At 68.7% G+C, this 18464-nt stretch carries 18 protein-coding genes; 6 read left to right on the forward strand and 12 right to left on the reverse strand.

Going from position 1 to position 18464, the window contains the following annotated elements; translation table 11 throughout:
* Positions 1-44: 44 nt before the first annotated feature.
* Positions 45-2603 carry a fibronectin type III domain-containing protein gene (locus ACIOTO_RS07565; RefSeq protein ID WP_400857272.1) on the reverse strand — a complete coding sequence of 853 codons (2559 nt, stop codon included), beginning with the start codon at positions 2601-2603 and terminating at the stop codon, positions 45-47.
* 162 nt (positions 2604-2765) lie between these two features.
* On the opposite strand from ACIOTO_RS07565, the gene ACIOTO_RS07570 reads away from it, so the two are divergent.
* Complete coding sequence (locus tag ACIOTO_RS07570) at positions 2766-4193, forward strand: CCA tRNA nucleotidyltransferase (RefSeq protein WP_400857274.1); 1428 nt, start codon at positions 2766-2768, stop codon at positions 4191-4193.
* Between the two features lie 9 nt (positions 4194-4202).
* Here the strand turns inward: ACIOTO_RS07570 and ACIOTO_RS07575 are convergent, their stop codons facing one another.
* The 3 genes from ACIOTO_RS07575 to ACIOTO_RS07585 are packed head-to-tail and all read right to left on the reverse strand — an operon-like array spanning position 4203 to position 5545.
* Positions 4203-4595 (reverse strand): type II toxin-antitoxin system VapC family toxin, encoded by a 393-nt coding sequence (locus tag ACIOTO_RS07575; RefSeq protein ID WP_262002405.1) that lies wholly within the window; start codon positions 4593-4595, stop codon positions 4203-4205.
* Positions 4582-4929: a FitA-like ribbon-helix-helix domain-containing protein gene (locus tag ACIOTO_RS07580; RefSeq protein ID WP_400857275.1), complete on the reverse strand. Its 348-nt coding sequence runs from the start codon at positions 4927-4929 to the stop codon at positions 4582-4584. Before ACIOTO_RS07580 ends, ACIOTO_RS07575 begins: the two co-directional genes overlap by 14 nt.
* Positions 4930-4975: 46 nt before the next feature.
* A complete protein-coding gene (locus tag ACIOTO_RS07585; RefSeq protein WP_400857276.1) occupies positions 4976-5545 on the reverse strand; it encodes a dihydrofolate reductase family protein in 570 nt (189 codons plus the stop codon).
* Positions 5546-5614: 69 nt separating this feature from the next.
* On the opposite strand from ACIOTO_RS07585, the gene ACIOTO_RS07590 reads away from it, so the two are divergent.
* From ACIOTO_RS07590 to ACIOTO_RS07605, 4 genes are all read left to right on the forward strand, one after another.
* Entirely contained in the window at positions 5615-6181 is a 567-nt protein-coding gene (locus ACIOTO_RS07590) for a TetR/AcrR family transcriptional regulator (protein ID WP_400857277.1), read from the forward strand.
* Positions 6182-6256: 75 nt separating this feature from the next.
* Positions 6257-7588, forward strand: coding sequence for a GAF domain-containing protein (locus tag ACIOTO_RS07595; RefSeq protein ID WP_400857278.1), 1332 nt, complete (start codon positions 6257-6259; stop codon positions 7586-7588).
* A gap of 106 nt (positions 7589-7694) precedes the next feature.
* Positions 7695-9245: an aldehyde dehydrogenase family protein gene (locus ACIOTO_RS07600; protein WP_262002402.1), complete on the forward strand. Its 1551-nt coding sequence runs from the start codon at positions 7695-7697 to the stop codon at positions 9243-9245.
* 59 nt (positions 9246-9304) lie between these two features.
* Complete coding sequence (locus tag ACIOTO_RS07605; protein ID WP_400857279.1) at positions 9305-9706, forward strand: DUF779 domain-containing protein; 402 nt, start codon at positions 9305-9307, stop codon at positions 9704-9706.
* A gap of 135 nt (positions 9707-9841) precedes the next feature.
* Here ACIOTO_RS07605 and ACIOTO_RS07610 read toward each other — a convergent pair whose 3' ends face one another.
* From ACIOTO_RS07610 to ACIOTO_RS07645, 8 genes are all read right to left on the reverse strand, one after another.
* On the reverse strand, positions 9842-10555 hold the full coding sequence (locus ACIOTO_RS07610; RefSeq protein WP_400857281.1) for a DUF3800 domain-containing protein: 714 nt from the start codon (positions 10553-10555) through the stop codon (positions 9842-9844).
* A gap of 130 nt (positions 10556-10685) precedes the next feature.
* Entirely contained in the window at positions 10686-11441 is a 756-nt protein-coding gene (locus ACIOTO_RS07615; protein ID WP_105712001.1) for an ABC transporter ATP-binding protein, read from the reverse strand.
* The gene (locus tag ACIOTO_RS07620; protein WP_400857282.1) at positions 11438-12235 is read right to left on the reverse strand and encodes an ABC transporter ATP-binding protein; all 798 of its coding nucleotides are present in this window, start codon (positions 12233-12235) and stop codon (positions 11438-11440) included. The genes ACIOTO_RS07615 and ACIOTO_RS07620 overlap by 4 nt, the downstream gene beginning before the upstream one ends.
* On the reverse strand, positions 12232-13092 hold the full coding sequence (locus tag ACIOTO_RS07625) for an ABC transporter permease (protein ID WP_400857283.1): 861 nt from the start codon (positions 13090-13092) through the stop codon (positions 12232-12234). The genes ACIOTO_RS07620 and ACIOTO_RS07625 overlap by 4 nt, the downstream gene beginning before the upstream one ends.
* Entirely contained in the window at positions 13089-14051 is a 963-nt protein-coding gene (locus ACIOTO_RS07630; RefSeq protein WP_400857285.1) for an ABC transporter permease, read from the reverse strand. The genes ACIOTO_RS07625 and ACIOTO_RS07630 overlap by 4 nt, the downstream gene beginning before the upstream one ends.
* Before the next feature lie 50 nt (positions 14052-14101).
* Positions 14102-15595, reverse strand: a complete 1494-nt coding sequence (locus ACIOTO_RS07635) for an ABC transporter substrate-binding protein (protein ID WP_400857286.1) — start codon at positions 15593-15595, stop codon at positions 14102-14104.
* 27 nt (positions 15596-15622) lie between these two features.
* Positions 15623-16318 (reverse strand): DUF1684 domain-containing protein, encoded by a 696-nt coding sequence (locus tag ACIOTO_RS07640; protein ID WP_400857287.1) that lies wholly within the window; start codon positions 16316-16318, stop codon positions 15623-15625.
* 63 nt (positions 16319-16381) lie between these two features.
* The gene (locus tag ACIOTO_RS07645) at positions 16382-17023 is read right to left on the reverse strand and encodes a TetR/AcrR family transcriptional regulator (RefSeq protein WP_400857288.1); all 642 of its coding nucleotides are present in this window, start codon (positions 17021-17023) and stop codon (positions 16382-16384) included.
* Positions 17024-17087: 64 nt separating this feature from the next.
* Between ACIOTO_RS07645 and ACIOTO_RS07650 the strand changes: the two genes are divergently transcribed.
* Positions 17088-18401: a glycosyltransferase gene (locus ACIOTO_RS07650; RefSeq protein ID WP_400857289.1), complete on the forward strand. Its 1314-nt coding sequence runs from the start codon at positions 17088-17090 to the stop codon at positions 18399-18401.
* Positions 18402-18464 lie beyond the last annotated feature (63 nt).

An 18464-nucleotide genomic window follows, 5' to 3' on the forward strand; every position in this document is an offset into this window, starting at 1 on the left:
GCCGCCGAGGTCGAAACCCCGACGGCGCCCGTGGATGCTGCGGACTACTCGGCCTCGGTCACCTCGACCGTGGCGTGATGCCGACGGCGGCGCATCGCGAACAGGCCGAGGCCCGCCGCGAGGAGCACGACCGCTGCGACGATGGACGGGACGCTGTCGGCACCCGTGGTGGCGAGGTCGCCGTCCGCGCCACTCGAACCGCCCGAGCCGTCACCTGGCGTGACCGCTCCGCCGCCGGACACCGCGGTGACGGTGACGGAGGCCGTGACCTCGGTGCCGTCGGGCAGGATCGCGGCGAGCGTGTGCGCCCCGGCCGGGGTGTTGGCCGGGATCGTCACCGTGCGCTGGAACGAGCCGTCCGCACCGGCGGTCACCGTGCCCAGCTGCACCGGGTCGGAGCGCAGCTCGAGCCGCAGCTCCGCACCCTCCGCGAAGCCGCTGCCCGAGACCGCGAGGGTGCTGCCGGCCGTGACCGATGCCGCGCCCAGCTCGATCTCGGCGGGAACCTCGGGCTCCGGCGTGACCGGAGGCGTGACGCCCTTCTCGGTGACCCACTTCTCGCCGGCATCCGACTTCGTCACCGTGAACGTGTCGTACACGGCTCCGACGGGGAGGTCGGTGGTGGCATCCGGCTGCTTCTCCGCCAGGTAGGAGCGGTAGACGAGCTGATTCTTCGAGACGTCGATCACCTGGTAGGTGGTGACGCCCTGGCCGCGCAGCACCTGGGTGGCGCCGTTGTTGGTCCAGACGTTCTTCTCCGGCGTCTCGAGCTCGTAGTGCTTCGCGCCGGAGTTCGACACGACGTAGACCGGGCCGGTGGTGATGCCGGGCGTCTCGGTCGCATCGGTGTTCACGTAGCCGCGGGCGTAGGTGTGGTCGTGGCCCATGAGCACCAGGTCGATGTCGTTGCGCTGGAACACGGGGACCCAGCCGGCGCGGAGCTTCGGCTCGTCGCGACCCTCGGATGCCGAGAAGACCGGCTGGTGGAAGGTGACGACGTTCCACTTCGACGGGCTGTTCTGCAGCAGCAGGTCGAGCCAGGCGCCCTGGAAGCGGATCCACAGCTCCTCGCCCTTGGCGATCGGGCAGTCGGCACTCGTGCACGACGGCAGCGCCGGCGGGGTGAGGAAGGTCGCGTCGCGCGTCGCGTTGAGCGTGATGAAGCGCACGCCCTGGTAGTCGGTGTAGTACGCGGTCTCGGCGGCGAAGGCGCTCCAGTGCTCGAAGAGAGCGCGGTACTGGGCCGCGACCTCGGTGTCACCCTTGGCGAGATCGGCCAGTTCGCCGATGGAGCTCATCGACGGGTTGTTGTGCGGGTACTCGAAAGCGGCCTTCCACGCGGTGAGCAGCTTGTCGCCCGAGTACTCGTGGTTGCCGGGGGCGGCCATCACGTTGGTGCGCACGGCCGAGTCCTTCATGCCCTTGAACCAGTTGACCCATTCGTCCTCGTTGCTGGACTTGTTGATCAGGTCGCCCGCGTGCACGGAGCCGATCGAGCGCGGAGCGTTGGCCTCCGCCTGCTTCACGACGCTCGGCCACGTGGTGTCGAGTCCGATCTGCGCGTCGCCGTAGTAGATGAACTGGAAGTCGGTCGCCTTCGGGTCGGCCGTGCGGAACTCGTACCAGTCGCTCCAGCTGCCGGGCAGGCCGACGCGGTAGCGGTATTCGGTCGCCGCGGTGAGACCGGTGACGGTCGCCGAGAAGTGCTTGTTCGGGTTGCCGTTCACGACACCGGCGTCGTACGCGTCGACGGTGCGGACGTCGCCACCCGCGGTCGGCGCAATCTCGACCTGTCCGACCGTGTGCGACGCGTCGCCCGCGAGCCAGGAGAACGCCTGGGAGATGGCGGGCTGCTCGGTGGGGGTCAGGATGACGCGGGTCGGCGGGGCGATCACAGGCGTACCGGGGTCGGATGCCTTCACCAGGGTCAGCGACGACATGTCGAAGTAGATGTCGGAGCTGGTCTCGCGGTCCTGGAACAGCGAGACGGCGATCGTGTTGGTACCGTCGTGCAGCAGATCACCCTCGGCGCTGAACGTGGTCGTCAGCGGGTCGCCGTTGGAGTCGCCGGCGTACTCGACGTTCTTCGTGTCGGTGATGCGGCCGTCGACGTAGCGGGCGACCTCTTCGCCGTTGATCCACACGATCACGGCGTCGTCGTAGGTGATCGTGCTCTGCAGCGCCGCGACCTGCTCGGCGACTCCCGCCTCGAGCTCGAACGTCGTGCGGAAGAAGTACGTCGGCACGGTCGGCGCCTTCACGCCGTCGAGGTAGTGGTTCAGGAGCGTCTTCGGCGTCTGCGGGCCCACAGCCCCAAGCTTGCCGTTCTTCGCGCCGAACGAGCCCGCGGCCGTCTTCCAGCTGCCGTCGTCGAACGCCGGGAGCGTCCAGTCACGGAGCGCGGCCGGTGCGGGCGACGGGTCGGATCCGTCGTCGAGGTAGTGCCAGGCGGTGTCGCCGGTGATCAGCGAGCCGGTCGGCACTTCGGGCTCGGGGGCGGCGAGGGCCGCGGGGGCGACGACAGCGCCGCCGAGCAGGGCCAGGAGCGCGACGGACGTCAGTCCGTGACGCCGCCAGCGCACCGCAGGGGTGGGGGAGGTCATGTCAGTCCTTCATGGGGGTGGGGTTCCGTGCTCAGCTGCACGGGGCACCTCCAGCCCATCGGTGTCGGGTGACGGGAGGCTGGCCCTCGGGCGACCGGGAGGTGAACGGTGTGGGCGGTACCTGCCGAAGCCCCACCGGCCCATCCCGGTACGCTGGAACCCATGCTCAACATGGCTGACGGCCTCGCCCGTCTCGGTGCGCTCGCCGAGAACCCGGTCGTCCGCACCCTCTCGACGGCGTTCGCGGATGCCGGCTTCGACCTGGCTGTGGTCGGTGGCCCGGTGCGCGATGCGCTGCTGGGGCGAACGACACACGACCTCGACTTCACGACGAACGCCTCTCCCGACGAGATCCTCGCCATCGTCACGCCGATCTCGACCGCGCAGTGGGACATCGGCCGCGCGTTCGGCACGATCGGCGCGCGGGTGCAGGGCGAGCAGGTCGAGATCACGACCTACCGCGCCGACAGCTACGACGGCGTGACCCGCAAGCCCACGGTCGAGTTCGGCGACACGATCGACGGCGACCTCGTGCGCCGCGACTTCACCGTGAACTCCATGGCGCTCCAGGTGCCCGCCGTGAAGCTGGTCGATCCGACCGGCGGCGTGGAAGACCTCGTCGCCGGCATCCTGCGTACCCCGGCCGACCCGCGGATCTCGTTCGGCGACGACCCGCTGCGGATGCTGCGTGCGGCCCGCTTCAGCGCCCAGCTCGGATTCCGGGTCGAGGAGGCCACGGCCGAAGCGATCGCCGAACTGCGCGAGACCCTCAAGATCGTGAGCCCGGAGCGCATCCAGTCCGAACTCGTGCGCCTCATGCAGACCGACGATCCGGTGCGCGGCATCCGGGTGCTGGTCGACACCGGCCTGATCGACGAGTTCCTCCCCGAGGTCACCGAGCTGCGCCTCGAGGTCGACGAGCACCACCACCACAAAGACGTCTACGAGCACTCCCTCACCGTGCTCAGCCAGGCGATCGAGCTCGAGCACTCCCGGCATCCGGGCGCCGCCCCCGATGTGCCGCTGCGCCTCGCCGCGCTGTTGCACGACATCGGTAAGCCGCGAACCCGCAAGCTCGAACCCGGGGGAGTGGTGACCTTCCACCACCACGACGTCGTCGGCTCGCGCATGGCTCGCAAGCGCCTGCAGTCCCTGCGGTTCGACACCGACACGACCGATGCCGTCGCCACACTGATCGAGCTGCATCTGCGCTTCTTCGGCTACGCCGAGGGCACCTGGACGGATGCCGCGGTGCGGCGTTACGTGCGCGACGCGGGTGACCTGCTGGAGCGCCTGCACATCCTCACCCGTGCCGATGTGACCACGCGCAACAAGCGCAAGGCCGGTCGCCTCGCCAGCGCGTACGACGACATCGAGTCGCGCATCGCGGCGCTGCGCGAGCAGGAGGAGCTCGACTCCATCCGTCCGGAGATCGACGGCAACCGCATCCAGCAGGTGCTCGGCATCGCTCCCGGCCGTGAGGTCGGCGAGGCCTACCGGTTCCTGCTCGATCTGCGGTTGGACGAGGGCGTGCTGGGTCCCGATGTCGTCGAGCAGCGGCTGCGCGAGTGGTGGGCCGCGCGGGGCTGATTTCTGGCGTCAGCGCAGTTCGGGGACGATGATCTCGACCTCGTCGGACACGAGTTCGAAGTCCTTCGGGTTGAACGTGAGGACAGCGGCGCCGAGCGCGTAGGCGTGACCGGCCAGCATGATGTCCTTACTTCGGGCGTGGGCGGGACGGTTCAGGATCACCCGTGACGCGAGGCGCGCGTAGCCATCGGCGGCGGCTTGATCGAACGGAAGCCAGTCGGCTTCGAGCAGTGCCGACAACCGCATCAGTTCGTTGCGTCGACGGCGACGGAGAACCGGATCTGTCGCCCGCTCGACTCCGAGTTGCAGCTCGGAGTACGCGATTGCACTGAGCGCCACGTCAGCCGGCGGCAATCGGACGGCATCGAGCCGGATGAGGACGTTCGTGTCAAGAAGGATCACGGCTCTCCCACGGATTTCTGAAGGAGTCGAGGAAGAACGGGTTCTTGCGGTCGGCCTCCAGTTCGGCCAGCCATTCCTCCCGCATCTTGTCCTGTTCCGGAGTCGACGGGTTCGCATCGACCCTCGCCATCACCTCGCTCGAGGGGACCGAAAAGCGTCGCGGCCGAGGCACCCGCTGCTGGAGTTGCGCCTCGAGCCCGCTCTCGTCGCCCTGCGCCAAGCGCGTCAGCACATCTCGCACCTCGGCCTCCATCGAGCGGGAGTTCCGCCGGGCACGTTCTTTGAGCGCGACGATGACGTCATCGCTGAGATTGCGGATGGTCACGGTTGCCATGTCTGCCTCCTGACAGCAGAATGCTAGCACCCGGCCCGCGGCAGCGTCACCCCTCGCGACGACGCTCCAGCTCGGTGAAGACGACGCCGCTTTCGTAGGCGACCGTCTCGACGATGTCGAAGCGTTCGGGGCGATACGGGCGCTCGCCGAACAGCGGGATGCCCGATCCGAAGAGCAGGGGTTGCCGCTTCAGCACGAGCCGGTCGATCTCGTCGGCGAGCGATGCGGCGAGAGCGCCGCCGCCGCAGAGCCAGATGCCGGCGCCGTCCTCCTGCTTCAGCCGCCGCACCACCTCGACCGGATCCTCGGCCGTGACCTCGAGGTTCTCGGCCTCCGCGGTCTTCGTGCGGCTGAACACGATCTGGCGGAGGTGCGAGTACGGGCTGGGCAGGCCGCCCACCCGATAGGTGTTCCAGCCCATCAGCACCGTGTCGAACACGTCGCGCGTCTGGGTGATGCCGAGCGCCTCGGCCGCGACGGTGGGGAGGGTGTCGGCGAAGCGGTCGTTGATCCCGTCCATGTGGTCTCCCTCGATGAGGAAGGCGTCGAATTCACCGTTCGGCCCGGCGATGTAGCCGTCGAGGGTGACGGCGGCGTAAAACACGAGTTCGCGCATGATGATCCAATCACTACAGATGTCGCAGTTACAGTACAACAGACGTAGTGATTGCGCTAGCCTCGTGTCATGGCGAAGAACGACTCCCGGCGACGGACGATCGCGGATGCCGGACTCACGGTGCTCGCCCGAGAAGGCTCGCGCGGGCTCACGCACCGCGCGGTCGACATCGCCGCGCAGGTTCCGACGGGCACGACCTCGAACTACTTCCGCAGCCGCGATGCCCTGATCGAGGGACTCGTCGAGCGGATCGGGGAGCGCCTCGCACCCACGCCCGAAGACCTGGAGCGACGCGCGACGGTCGAGCCCGGTCCCGCGCTGTTCGCCGACTACATCCGCGACATCGTGCGACGGCTGACCGAGGATCGGGACGTGACGCTCGCCCTGTTCGAGCTGAGGCTCGAGGGCGGGCGGCGGCCCGAGGTCGCCGCGGTCCTCGGCGCCTGGCAGCGGGCCGGCTTCGACGGCGACGTCGCGTTCAACGCCGCGGCCGGCCTCCCCGGCGGACGCCGCGAGATCGCCCTGTTCCACTACGCCATCGATGGGCTGCTGCTGGACAGGCTGACCACGCCGATCGATCCGGAGACGTCCACCGACGACGTGATCGACGACCTGGTCGCGGGGCTCATCCGCTGACACGGCGGGTGTTCCCTCGTGGGCGTGCTGCTCATACACTGAGTCAACGCACATCTTCGACGATCGGAGACCGCTGTGTCTGCGCCGTGGCAGGTATCCCGCGAGTCGCTTCCGGCGACATCGCGACTGATCGTCGAGCGTGCGCACGAGGAACTGCTGGCCGGCAACCTCGAAGACCGAAGGCTGCAGGCGGTGCGGCCCCTCGTGCGCGAGTCGTGGGAGCGGTCGTGGCGGCGAAGGGTCGGGCCCGAGGCCGCTCCGCCCCTCGAACTCGTCAACGATGAGCTCGACGAGTACCGTCTCGCGCATCCGCTGGCGTCGGCCATGGACATGATCCGCGCACTGCTTCTGCCCGGCGAGACCGAGGACACCGGTGTGATCATCGCGGTGGGCGACCAGGCCGGACGACTGTTGTGGATCGAGGGCGACGACCAGCTGCGTACACTCACCGACGACATGGGTTTCGTCGCCGGCGCGAACTGGTCGGAGGATGCCGTCGGCACGAGCGCACCCGGCACCGCCCTCGCTCTCGGTCAGTCGGTACAGATCCGCGGCGCCGAGCACTACAACCGACTCGTGCATCCGTGGTCGTGCACGGCCGCACCGGTGCGCGACCCGGAGACGAAGCGGGTGCTGGGTGTGATCGACATCACCGGCGGCCCGGATGTCGTCTCGCCGCAGGCGCGGCTGCTGGTCGATGCGACCGCCCGTGCCGTGGAATCGGAGCTGATGGTCGCGCGGCTGCGGGAACGGAGCGAGGCCCCCCGGAACAGGCCGACGACCTCGAAGCCGCGCACCCCCGTAACCGCCCGGGCGACGCTGCATGTGCTCGGACGGGACCGCGCGCGGCTGGAGACGGAGTCGGCGCACGACGAATCGATGATCGAGCTCAGCGCGCGGCACGCCGCCATCCTGCTGATGCTCGCCGTGCATCGTCAGGGGCTCTCCGCCGAGCGGCTGTGCGAGCTCGTGTACGGCTCCGGCGTCTCGCCCGACACGCTGCGGCCCGAGATGGTTCGTCTGCGAAAGGTGCTCGAGCGTACGGCCCCCGACCTGGTTCCGGAGTCGCGTCCGTACCGGCTGCCCGTCGCCCTCGACACGGATGCGCACGATGTGCTCTCCCTGCTCGACCGCGGCGCGCACCGCGTGGCGCTTACCGCCTATCGCGGACCCGTGTTGCCGGAGTCGACGTCTCCCGGGGTCGAGGACTTCCGCGAATCGGTGCGCGCGGCGCTGCACGAGGCGATGCTGTCGGAGGCGAGCCTCGACGTGCTGCTCGCCTATGCCGAGATCCCGGAGGGTCAGGGGGATGCCGAGGCGCTGCGCCTCGCCCTGGAGATGCTTCCGGCGCGATCGCCGAAGCGCGCGGGAGTGGTCGCGCGCATCGAGCGCCTCGCCGCGGACTGAGGCCTCGCAATATATTGCAACGTTGCGCATCGGGGTGCAACCTTGCGCGACCTACCGTCGGAGCACAGCCGCGAACCGAAGCGCGGCTCCGTCGAAGGAGACCCCCATGAGCATCGTCGAAGAAGACGTGTCCCTCGCCTACGCCGCTCCCGGGCAGCCGGGTGCCGTCGCGAACTACCGCCCGCAGTACGGCCACTACATCGGCGGCGAGTTCGTCGCCCCCGTGAAGGGCCAGTACTTCGAGAACATCAGCCCCGTCAACGGCAAGCCCTTCACCGAGGTCGGCCGGGGCACCGCAGACGACATCGACCGGGCCGTCGACGTCGCCTGGAAGGCCTTCGCGAGCTGGGGCAAGACGAGCCCGGCCGAGCGATCGGTGATCCTCAACCGCATCGCCGATCGGATCGAGCAGCATCTCGAAGAGATCGCGGTCGCCGAGACCTGGGAGAACGGCAAGCCGGTTCGCGAGACCCTCGCCGCGGACATCCCGCTCGCCGTCGACCACTTCCGCTACTTCGCCGGGGTGCTCCGCGCGCAGGAGGGCGGTATCAGCCAGCTGGACGAGAACACCGTGGCGTACCACTTCCACGAGCCGCTCGGGGTGGTCGGTCAGATCATCCCGTGGAACTTCCCGATCCTGATGGCGGTGTGGAAGCTGGCTCCCGCGCTCGCCGCAGGCAACTGCGTCGTGATCAAGCCGGCCGAGCAGACTCCGGCATCCCTGCTCTTCCTGTTCGACATCATCGGCGACCTGCTGCCCGCCGGTGTCGTGAACATCGTCAACGGCTTCGGCATCGAGGCGGGCGCTCCGCTCGCGCAGCACAAGCGCATCCGCAAGGTCGCCTTCACGGGAGAGACCACGACCGGCCGTCTCATCATGCAGTACGCCTCGCAGAACCTGATCCCGGTGACGCTGGAGCTCGGGGGCAAGAGCCCGAACGTGTTCTTCGAGGATGTCGCCCGCTCGACCAGCGACCCGTTCTACGACAAGGCGCTCGAGGGCTTCACGATGTTCGCTCTGAACCAGGGCGAGGTCTGCACCTGCCCCTCGCGCGCACTGATCCAGCGGTCGATCTACGACGGCTTCCTCGCCGACGGGCTGGAGCGGGTCGGCAAGGTCGTGCAGGGAAACCCGCTCGACCCGGCGACCATGATCGGCGCGCAGGCGTCGAACGACCAGCTGGAGAAGATCCTCAGCTACATCGACATCGGCAAGCAGGGCGGGGCCAGGCTGCTCACGGGCGGCGATCGGGTCGACCTCGGCGGCGATCTGAGTGAGGGCTTCTACGTCGCTCCGACCGTGTTCGAGGGCACGAACGACATGCGCATCTTCCAGGAGGAGATCTTCGGCCCCGTGCTGTCGGTCACGTCGTTCGACGGCTTCGACGACGCGATCTCGATCGCGAACGACACCCTCTACGGGCTCGGCGCGGGAGTCTGGAGTCGCAGCGGCGACACCGCCTACCGCGCAGGCCGGGCGATCGAGGCCGGACGCGTGTGGACCAACACGTATCACCAGTACCCCGCGCACGCCGCGTTCGGCGGATACAAGCAGTCGGGCGTGGGTCGCGAGAACCACAAGATGATGCTCGACCACTACCAGCAGACGAAGAACCTCCTCGTCTCCTACGCGGAAGGGCCGATGGGCTTCTTCTGAGCTCGAATCCGGGCGGGCGCTCCGGCGTCCGCCCGGACCCATCCGTGAAGGGCGGAACCATGGTCAGCATCGGCACCTATCAGCGGGTCGACGTGACGGACGCCGCGGCATCCCTCGTCCGCGACCTGACCGCGCAGCACGGGCCGCTCATGTTCCATCAGTCCGGCGGATGCTGCGACGGGTCATCGCCCATGTGCTATCCGGTCGGGATGTTCATCACCAGCCCGGGCGACGTGCTGCTCGGGCGGCTCGACGTCGAGCTCGACGCTCCTGTCGAGGTCTACATGTCGGAGTCGCAGTTCGAGTACTGGAAGTACACGCACCTGACCATCGACGTCGTGCCCGGTCGCGGTGCCGGCTTCTCGGTCGAGGGCCCGACCGGGATGCGGTTCCTGATCCGCTCCCGGATGCTGAACGACGCGGAACTTGAGTACTTCGGGTTGGCGGCGTCGAAGACTTGAGGGGCGGAGGGGCTTCAGCTTGAGGCCACGTGTTCCGGAATGCAAGCTGGCCGAGCCGACGAGGGGCGCTCGAGCTGCGTAGACTGTAGAAGCAGGCCCGCCCCACTCTCGTGGATAAGCGGGTCTTGCTGCTTGTCAGGCCAGTTCGATCGGATCCCCGAGCGGATTCAAGTCCCTGAGGTAGTCGTCGTACCAGGTCCACGCAAACTCGTTGCCCGCGTGCGGGTTCAGATGGGTAAACCCCGACCAGGCCACGATGTCCGCGATCTGAGTCCATTGAGACCGCCGCGAGCTGTGGAACATCGGATCCTCGATGATCCGACGTGTGGAAAGGCTCAACGCCCGGTGCGCGTTGTAGTAGATGGGATCCGAGCCGTCCCCATCCATTCCGACTATCCCGTACTCGCGGGACCTGTGTAGTTGGGAATCCCAAAGAGCGACGAGAGACGAGTAGACCGCTTCACGGTCGAGGTTGATGTTCTTGTTCCGCAGAGAAGACCTTCTGAAGCACACTCCGATCTCGATGTGCGGACACTCCCGTACGGCTTCGAGACAGCGCACCGCCACTTCGCGTCCGAGAGGCTTCCAGAGAGTCTCCCCTTGCCTGACGAAACGAGAGGGCGGCGCCGTAGAGACGTGGCCGCGTCCGTTGACGAGCGCAGTCAGGTGCAATTCCTCTGCAGTCGGGATTCCGTAGTCTGCGACAAGTCGCTTCCGAAACGTGAGCCAATGAGTGAGCACTGCATCCCAGTGCTCGACTGCGAGCTCGACCCAGCCATAGACGATCCATCCCTCCTCGAGGTTTCCGGAGTCGTCCGCGTAGAACATGTGAGAGATCGGCCCGGCCACTCCGACACCGTATTCCCGGCACGCACGGCGATGAATCGTCGAGCGAGAGACAGTGGATGAAACACCGGAATACGATTCCAGATACGGGTAGGCCGAACCCGCGGCCCCACCCTGCGTTCGCCCGAGGAACTCAGCGCGGCAGTCGCGGAACCGCGTCGACGAGCGCCCGCGTGTACGAATCCTGCGGGGCGTGCAGCACCGCCGCCGTCGGGCCCTGCTCGACGACACGGCCGTTCTGCAGCACGACCGTGCGGTCGCAGGCCGCAGCGATCGCGGTGAGGTCGTGCGACACCATCACGAGAGAGAGGCCATTCTCGCGGCGCAGCCGGTCGAGCAGCTCGAGCACCTGCACCCGGGTCGTGACGTCGAGCGCACTCACCGGCTCGTCGGCCAGCAGCACCCGCGGGCGCGACACCACGGCCCGCGCGATCGCGATGCGCTGACGCTGACCGCCGGAGAACTCATGCGGGTACCGGCGCGCGGTGTCGGCGGGAAGCCCGACCGAATCGAGCGCCTCGGCGATGCGGCGCTGGGCGTCGGCACCGGACGCCAGGCCCAATGACCGGAGCGGCTCGCCGATGATCCGGTCGATGCGCTGGCGGGGGTCGAGCGACGAGTACGGATCCTGGAAGACGGGCTGCACACTCGCGCGGAACCGCCGCATCTGCGCGCGGTCACGCAGCGACAGGGGAGCGCCGTCGAACAGCACCTGGCCATCGCGCGGAGCGGCGAGGCCGAGCATCAGTCGCAGGATCGTGGACTTGCCCGCACCCGACTCGCCCACGAGACCGAGCGAGTCGCCGTCGGAGAGGCTCACCGAGATGTCGTCCAGCACCCGGCGGGAGCCGTACGCGAATCCGGCGCCTTGCAGTTCGAGGATCGTCATCGCGTGCCCTCCCCGGCGTCGAGGTACGCGTCGAGGGCGCGGGCGCTGTCGACCAGCATCCGCGTGTACGGCTCCGCCGGCTCCTGCAGCACCTGGGCCACCGGACCCGCCTCGACGACACTTCCGTCGCGCAGCACCACGATGCGATCGACCATGCGGGAGACCACGGCCAGGTCGTGGCTGATGAACAGCAGCGCCATGCCCCGCTCGGCGACCAGCCGCTCCAGCAGCGCGAGCACGCCGTCCTGCACCGTGACGTCGAGCGCTGTCGTCGGCTCGTCGGCGATGAGCAGTTGCGGTTTGGCGGCGAGAGCGATCGCTATCGCCACGCGCTGACGCTGACCACCCGACAGCTCGTGCGGGTAGGCGCGCGCGAACCGTGGTTCTGACAGGGCGACCTCGTCGAGCGCCGCCGCGACAGCCGCACGCAGCTCGGTTCCGCGAAGTCCGAGATGGCGGCGCAGCGGTTCGGCGACCTGCCGGCCCACCCGCATCAGAGGGTCGAGAGCGGTCAGCGGCTCCTGGAAAACGATCTGCGCCACCGGGCCGCGCAGCGGCTGGAGGTCGGCGTCCCGAGCGCCGACGACCTGATGCCCGTCGAGCAGCACGGAACCCGATGCGACGAGGGCATCCGGCAGCAGCCCGGTGACCGCCAGCGAGGTCAGCGACTTGCCGGAGCCAGACTCGCCGATCAGCCCCAGGCGCTCGCCGGCCCCGAGCGAGAACGACACGTCGCGCACGAGCACGCCGGACGAGGAGCGGACCGTGAGACCGGTGACATCGAGAAGGCTCATCGGCTCCTCCTGCGGGTCGGGTCGGCGAGGTCACGCAGACCGTCGGCGAGGAAGTTCACACCGAGCACGAGCGCGATGATCGCGACACCGGGAGCGATCGCACCGACCGGAGCCGTGAGCACGGTGCCCTGCGCCTCCTGCAGCATCCGCCCCCACGAGGCGTTGGGCGGCGGCGCGCCGAGGCCCAGATACGACAGGCTCGCCTCCGCGAGCACGGCAGCGCCGAACTGCAGCGCGAGGCTCACGGCGAGCGTCGGCGCGATGTTCGGCAGCACGTGCTGGAACACGATTCCGATCACGCTCGTGCCGCTCGTGCGGGCCGCCGTGACGAACTGCTCCTGCAGCACGCGACGCGCGAGGATACGGGTGAGACGCGCGACCACCGCCGACATCGCGAGCCCGATCGCGAGCACCGCCGACCACAACGACGCACCCTGGACGGCGACGACCAGCATCGCGAGCAGCAGCACGGGGAAGGCGATCACCACGTCGAGTCCGGCCGAGAGCGTGTCATCGACCCAGGGCCGGGCGAAGGCGGCGAGGAGGCCGATGATCGTGCCGAGGACAGCCGCGATCGCGACCGAGCAGGTTCCGACGATGAGGGCGATCCGCGCGCCCCACATCAGCTGCGAGAGCAGGTCGCGACCGAGTCGGTCGGTTCCGAGCAGGTGCAGCGTGCTCGGTCCTTCGAGACGGCCGCCGCTGGTGTCGGCGAGCGGATACGGAAGCCAGAACAGGGAGACCAGCGCCATCAGCACGATGAGGCCCGTGAGCACGATCCCGGTGACGAGGGTCGCCTTCGGACGCCGGCGCACGGGAACGGATCCGGTGATCAACTGTTCGGCGACGCGGCTCATCGGTTCCCCGAGACGCTCGTGCGCAGGCGCGGGTCGATCAGGCGCTGCACGATGTCGGCGGCGAATCCGACGAGCAGAACGAAGAGGGTGCTGACGACGAGAACGCCCTGGATGACCTGGAAGTCGTGCTGCTCGATGGCCGACAGCAGCAGGCTGCCGAGCCCGGGGAGGGTGAACACGCTCTCGACGACGACCGCGCCGAGCAGAGTCGTCGACAGCTCGATGCCGAGGATCGCGACGACCGGCACCGCGCCGTTGCGCACACCGTGCCGCAGCAGCGCCTCACCCATGCCGGAGCCTCCGGCGCGAGCGGTGCGCAGGTAGTCGCTGCCGACTACATCGAGAGTGGCCGAGCGCACATATCGGCTGAGGGAGGCGCTCATCACGATCACGATCGTGGTGATCGGCAGGGCGAGCGATCGCAGCGCGTCGGCGGGGTCCTCCCAGTCGTCACGCGGGAAGCCGCCGGAGGGCAGGACGCCGAGTCCGAGCGCGAACACCCAGACGAGCACGACACCGACCCAGAACACCGGGACGGCGACGCCGAGCTGCGCGAACCCCGAGAGCACGATGCCGTACCAGCGGTCGGACTTCACGGCCGCGGTGATGCCGATCACGAGGGAGACCAGCAGGGCGATGGTGAAGGCGATGAGCGTGAGCGGAATGGTCACGGCGAGGCGGTCGGCGATGTCGGGTCCGACGGGTCGTGAGCTCAGGAACGACTCACCGAGGTCGAAGCGGAGCAGCTGCCCCGCCCACGTCGTGAACTGCTGCAGCAGGGGCTGGTCGGAGCCGACCTGCTCGCGGGCCGCGGCGATCTGCTCGGGGGTCGCGTTCACCGAGAGCAGCGCGTTGGCCGGGTCGCCGGGAAGCAGGCGCAGCAGCACGAAGATCGCGACCATCGCGACGACGAGCGACACCACGAGGAACGCGAGGCGGCGCAGCAGGTAGGCGAGCATGTGTTCTCAGGATGACGAGGGGATGCCGACGCGCGGCATCCCCTCGCACGTCAGGACTTGACGATGTCGTAGGCGAAGAACTGCGAGTTCAGGCCGTTGACCGGGTACCCGCTGAGGTCACTCGAGGCGACCACGATCTGCGGGTACAGGTACAACCATACGCTCGCGGCATCCGCGGCGATCTTCTCGTTGACCTGCTTCAGCAGGGCCGTCTGCTCGTCGGTCGTGGTGGCCTGTTCGGCGTCGGCGACCCACTTCTGCACGTCGGCGTCGTTGTAGCCCCAGTAGAACTCGGGGTTGCCGTACCAGACCACATCGCGGTCGTTCACGTGCTCCTGGAGGGTGGCTTCGAAGTCCTGCTCCTTGAAGACCTTCGTGTACCACTCGTCGGCGCTGATCGTGTTGATCTCGACCGTGATGCCGACCTCGGCGAGCTGCGACTGCAGGAACTCCGCGACGGCGGGGTGCGGGTCGTAGCTCGGGGTGTCGAGCGTGAACGTGAAGCCGTCGGCGTAGCCGGCCTGGGCGAGCAGGTCCTTCGAGAGCTCCACGTCGTACGGGTTCACCGAGGTGAGGTCTTCGTACCAGGGGTCGGTCGGCGGAACCATCGAGCCGATCAGCGTGCCGTAGTCGCCCCAGATCGATTCGAGCAGCTTCTTCGTGTCGATCGCGGAGTAGATCGCCTTGCGCACGAGGGCGTCGTCGAAGGGGGCGACGCGGTCGTTGAACGCGAGCAGCTCCTTCGTGGTCGAGGTGCCCTCGCTGATCACGTACTCGTCGTTGTCGAACTGCGCGAGCGAGTCGGGGCTCTGCACGCTGGTGATCACGTCGATCTCACCCGTGAGCAGCGCGTTGTTCTCGGCCGTCGCGTCGGTGAAGTAGGTGTAGACAACCTCGCCGTTCTTGGCGGGCTCGCCCCAATAGTCGTCCCAGCGATCGAGGGTGAGGGTCGAGCCCTTCTTCCACTCGTCGAGCGTGTACGGGCCGGTGCCGTCTTCGGTGCTGGTGATGTCGCCGGCCTCGTCGTTCACGATCCAGACGTAGCTGAGGTTGTAGAGGAACGAGATCGACCGCTGCGACAACGTGAAGACGACCGTCGTGTCGTCGGGGGTGGCGATGTCGGCGATCACGCCGAAGCTCGACTTGCGCGCGGAGACCGAATCCTCGGCCGTGACGGCCTCGACGCTCGACTTCACGTCGGCGGAGGTGAGCGGGTCGCCCGAGTGGAAGGTCACGTCGTCACGCAGCGTGATCGTGTAGGTCAGACCGTCGTCGGACACCTGGGCGTCTTCGGCGAGCAGGGGCTCGACCTCACCGTCGTCCGTCAGCCGGTACAGGCCCTCGTAGACGTTGCCGGTCAGCGCCTCGGTCACGCCCTGGCCGCCACCCTGGGTGTTGCTGAGGTTGGTGGGCTCGTACAGCGAGCCGATGAAGACGGTGGCGTCTTCGCTCGAGGCGTCGTCGGTCGTGCCCGACGCGCAGCCGGCCACGAGGGCGAGCGTGGCGACGGCGCCGAGCGCGCCGAGGATGCGAGTTCTTCTCATGACTACTCCAGGGTGAGAGTGTGCGGCTCAGGCCGCATAGATGTCGAAGCCGTCGCGGAAGACGACGTTCTTCTCGCCTGCTCGGATAGGCAGGGGGAAGCGGTTGGATGCCGGCGGCAGCGGGCAGTTGTACTGGGCGCTGAAGCCGCAGGGCGGCACGAACGCACGGTTGAAGTCGAGGGTCACGGAGCCCTCGTCGTCGCGCAGCTGCACGAACAGGAAGCGACCGGATCCGTAGGTCTCCGAGCCGTTGGTCTCGTCGCCGAAGACGAGCAGCAGCGTGCCGCCGTCGTCGAACGCGGCGAGGTCGTACTCGCGGCCGTCGAGCTCGAGGCGGATGTCGCCGGGGACGACCAGCTCGCGCGTGCCGCCGTTGTCGCGGATGTGCTCGAACGAGACCCGGCGGTCACCGGAGACGGGGGTGAAGTGGCCCTCGAGCACCCACGCCGGGTCGTACTCGTACGTGTCGATGCGGTCGAATGCGCGGATCGCGGGGGCATCGGCATCCCAGACGCGCAGGCCGTGTTCCGCCTGGCCGGTCTCGATGTCCGTGCGCTGGAGCGGCGTCACGCTCTGGGTGGGGGATGCGGCACGCTGCGCGGCATCCAGGTCGGGGCGCTCGCCGGTCCAGCGCGTCTCGACCAGGGCGAGGTTGCCGGTGGCAGACGTGACGGAGGCGCGGCGCTCGGCCTGCCAGTGGGTGTGTTCTTCGCGTTCAGACATCACTTTCAATTCTCCTGCATGCAGAACGGGGTGGGGCCGGGCTCGTCACTCGGGGTAACGAGGTCAGCGCGCCGCGACGATCTCCGCATCGACCGCCGCGCGCAGCCACGCGGCATAGCGGTCGTCCGTCCACCCGGACTGCGCGACGAGCTGCTGGTAGCTCTCGGGGGAGAGCAGGAACGACAGGGCGTCGGCTGTCGTCGCCTCATCGATGCCGGGGGCGGCGATGCCGCGCCGTCGCAGCTCCGAGACCAACATGCGGTAGTCCGCGCCGCGACGCTCCAGGATGCGGTGCAGGGCGGCGTCGACGACCGGGTCGGAGAGCGCGGCACCGAGCAGCACCGTCCACAGCCCGTGACCTCGCGCGTTCGCAGTGGTGATCTGGGTCAGCGCCACATCGAGGAAGACCTCGTCGGGAAGTTCGAGGAGACCCGCGGCGACCTCGGTGTCGGCGAGGGAATCCGCGCCCTCCGATCCCGAGAACGTGGTCTCGAATGCGGCGATCAGCAGCTCGGCCTTCGCGGCCGTCGTCTTCACGGTCTCGGCGGACACCCCCGCCTCCCGGGCGATCGCGGCGATCGTGGTCGCCTGATATCCCTGCGTCGCGAACAGGCGGGCGGATGCGGCGACGATGCGCGCGCGGGTCTCCTGCGCCTGACGGGCGCGCAGTTCCGATCGATAGGCGCGGGGAGCGGACTCAACCATTGACTTTCCTAACGGGGTGATGAATACTACGACGGTACATCCGATCTTAGGGAAAGAATCCGCCATGTCCCGCTACCTCATCACCTGCACGCCCGCGCACGGCCATGTCGTGCCCTTGCTGCAGATCGCCCGCCGCCTCCTCTCCCGCGGCCACGACGTGAGCTTCCTCACGAGCGGTCGCTATGCCGAACGCGTGCAGGCCGCCGGCGCGCGCTTCCTCCCGCTGCCCGTCGACGCCGATGTCGACCTCGACGACGCCGACGGCGCGTTCCCCGAGCGCCGGGGGCTCACCGGTCCCGCCGCGCTGCGGTTCGACATGAGCAACCTCTTCGTCCGCCCCGGCGCCGCGCAGCTGGCGGCGGTCCGCGCCGAACTCGACGCCCGCCCCGTCGACGCCGTCCTCACCGAGCCGCTCTTCGTCGGCGGCGCGCTCCTGCAACTGCTGCCCGCAGACGAGAGGCCGCCCGTCGTGGTGCTCGGCATCTTCCCGCTCGGGGCGCGCAGCGCGGACACGGCTCCGTTCGGGCTCGGTGTCACCCCGATGCCCGGCCCCCTCGGCCGCTTGCGCAACGCCGCCCTCCGCACGGTCGCCGAGCGCGCGATCTTCGGTGGAGTGCAGAAAGATGCCGACGCGATGGCGCGGCGCGAGGTCGGCCGCGACCTCGGCGGCTTCGTGCTCGACTGGGCGGGCCGTGCCGACGCCTACGTGCAGTTCACCGTGCCCGAGTTCGAGTACCCGCGCCCCGACCTTCCCGCCACCGTGCACTTCGCGGGACCGCTGCCGCCGTCGCCGTCCGACCCCGTCCTGCCGGAGTGGTGGTCCGACCTCGACGGTTCGCGGCCGATCGTGCACGTCACCCAGGGAACCATCGCCAACTCCGACTTCGGACAGCTCGTGCAGCCGACCATCGCCGCGCTCGCCGCATCCGATGCCCTGGTCGTGGTGTCGACGGGTGGCCGCCCGGTCGATGCGCTGGCCGGAAATCTGCCGGACAACGTGCGCGTCGCCGAGTACCTTCCGTACGACCGCCTTCTGCCCCTCGTCGACGTGCTGGTCACGAACGGCGGCTACGGCGGCGTGCAGCAGGCGCTCGCGCACGGGGTTCCGCTCGTGGTCGCCGGGCAGACCGAGGACAAGGTCGAGGTCTGTGCGCGAGTGGGCTGGTCGGGTGCCGGGGTGAATCTGCGCACCAGCACCGCGACGCCGGCGCAGGTCGCGCGCGCCGTGGAGCGCGTGCGGTCGGACTCCTCCTATCGCGCGAACGCCGAGCGGATCGGTGCGGCCATGCGCGATGCCGATGCGTGGCGAGAGCTGGACCGATCCCTCGACGAGCTCGCGGGTCGGTGGGCGCGGGTCCGGGGCGGCGCCCGGAGCTGACCCCGCGCTAGAAAGCGCATTCCGGCGCATGGATGCAACGCGTTGCAACCCCATCCGGTATAC

Origin of the sequence: Microbacterium sp. NPDC087592 (genome assembly GCF_044743585.1) — a bacterium.
Classification (GTDB): Bacteria; Actinomycetota; Actinomycetes; order Actinomycetales; family Microbacteriaceae; genus Microbacterium.

What these genes read in the sequence shown, in the direction of transcription:
- ACIOTO_RS07565 (WP_400857272.1), bottom strand. Translation starts at nt 2,603, where the DNA reads ATGACCTCCCCCACCCCTGCGGTGCGCTGGCGGCGTCACGGACTGACG.
- ACIOTO_RS07570 (WP_400857274.1), top strand. Translation starts at nt 2,766, where the DNA reads ATGCTCAACATGGCTGACGGCCTCGCCCGTCTCGGTGCGCTCGCCGAG.
- ACIOTO_RS07580 (WP_400857275.1), bottom strand. Translation starts at nt 4,929, where the DNA reads ATGGCAACCGTGACCATCCGCAATCTCAGCGATGACGTCATCGTCGCG.
- ACIOTO_RS07585 (WP_400857276.1), bottom strand. Translation starts at nt 5,545, where the DNA reads ATGCGCGAACTCGTGTTTTACGCCGCCGTCACCCTCGACGGCTACATC.
- ACIOTO_RS07590 (WP_400857277.1), top strand. Translation starts at nt 5,615, where the DNA reads ATGGCGAAGAACGACTCCCGGCGACGGACGATCGCGGATGCCGGACTC.
- ACIOTO_RS07600 (WP_262002402.1), top strand. Translation starts at nt 7,695, where the DNA reads ATGAGCATCGTCGAAGAAGACGTGTCCCTCGCCTACGCCGCTCCCGGG.
- ACIOTO_RS07605 (WP_400857279.1), top strand. Translation starts at nt 9,305, where the DNA reads ATGGTCAGCATCGGCACCTATCAGCGGGTCGACGTGACGGACGCCGCG.
- ACIOTO_RS07615 (WP_105712001.1), bottom strand. Translation starts at nt 11,441, where the DNA reads ATGACGATCCTCGAACTGCAAGGCGCCGGATTCGCGTACGGCTCCCGC.
- ACIOTO_RS07620 (WP_400857282.1), bottom strand. Translation starts at nt 12,235, where the DNA reads ATGAGCCTTCTCGATGTCACCGGTCTCACGGTCCGCTCCTCGTCCGGC.
- ACIOTO_RS07625 (WP_400857283.1), bottom strand. Translation starts at nt 13,092, where the DNA reads ATGAGCCGCGTCGCCGAACAGTTGATCACCGGATCCGTTCCCGTGCGC.
- ACIOTO_RS07630 (WP_400857285.1), bottom strand. Translation starts at nt 14,051, where the DNA reads ATGCTCGCCTACCTGCTGCGCCGCCTCGCGTTCCTCGTGGTGTCGCTC.
- ACIOTO_RS07635 (WP_400857286.1), bottom strand. Translation starts at nt 15,595, where the DNA reads ATGAGAAGAACTCGCATCCTCGGCGCGCTCGGCGCCGTCGCCACGCTC.
- ACIOTO_RS07640 (WP_400857287.1), bottom strand. Translation starts at nt 16,318, where the DNA reads ATGTCTGAACGCGAAGAACACACCCACTGGCAGGCCGAGCGCCGCGCC.
- ACIOTO_RS07645 (WP_400857288.1), bottom strand. Translation starts at nt 17,023, where the DNA reads ATGGTTGAGTCCGCTCCCCGCGCCTATCGATCGGAACTGCGCGCCCGT.
- ACIOTO_RS07650 (WP_400857289.1), top strand. Translation starts at nt 17,088, where the DNA reads ATGTCCCGCTACCTCATCACCTGCACGCCCGCGCACGGCCATGTCGTG.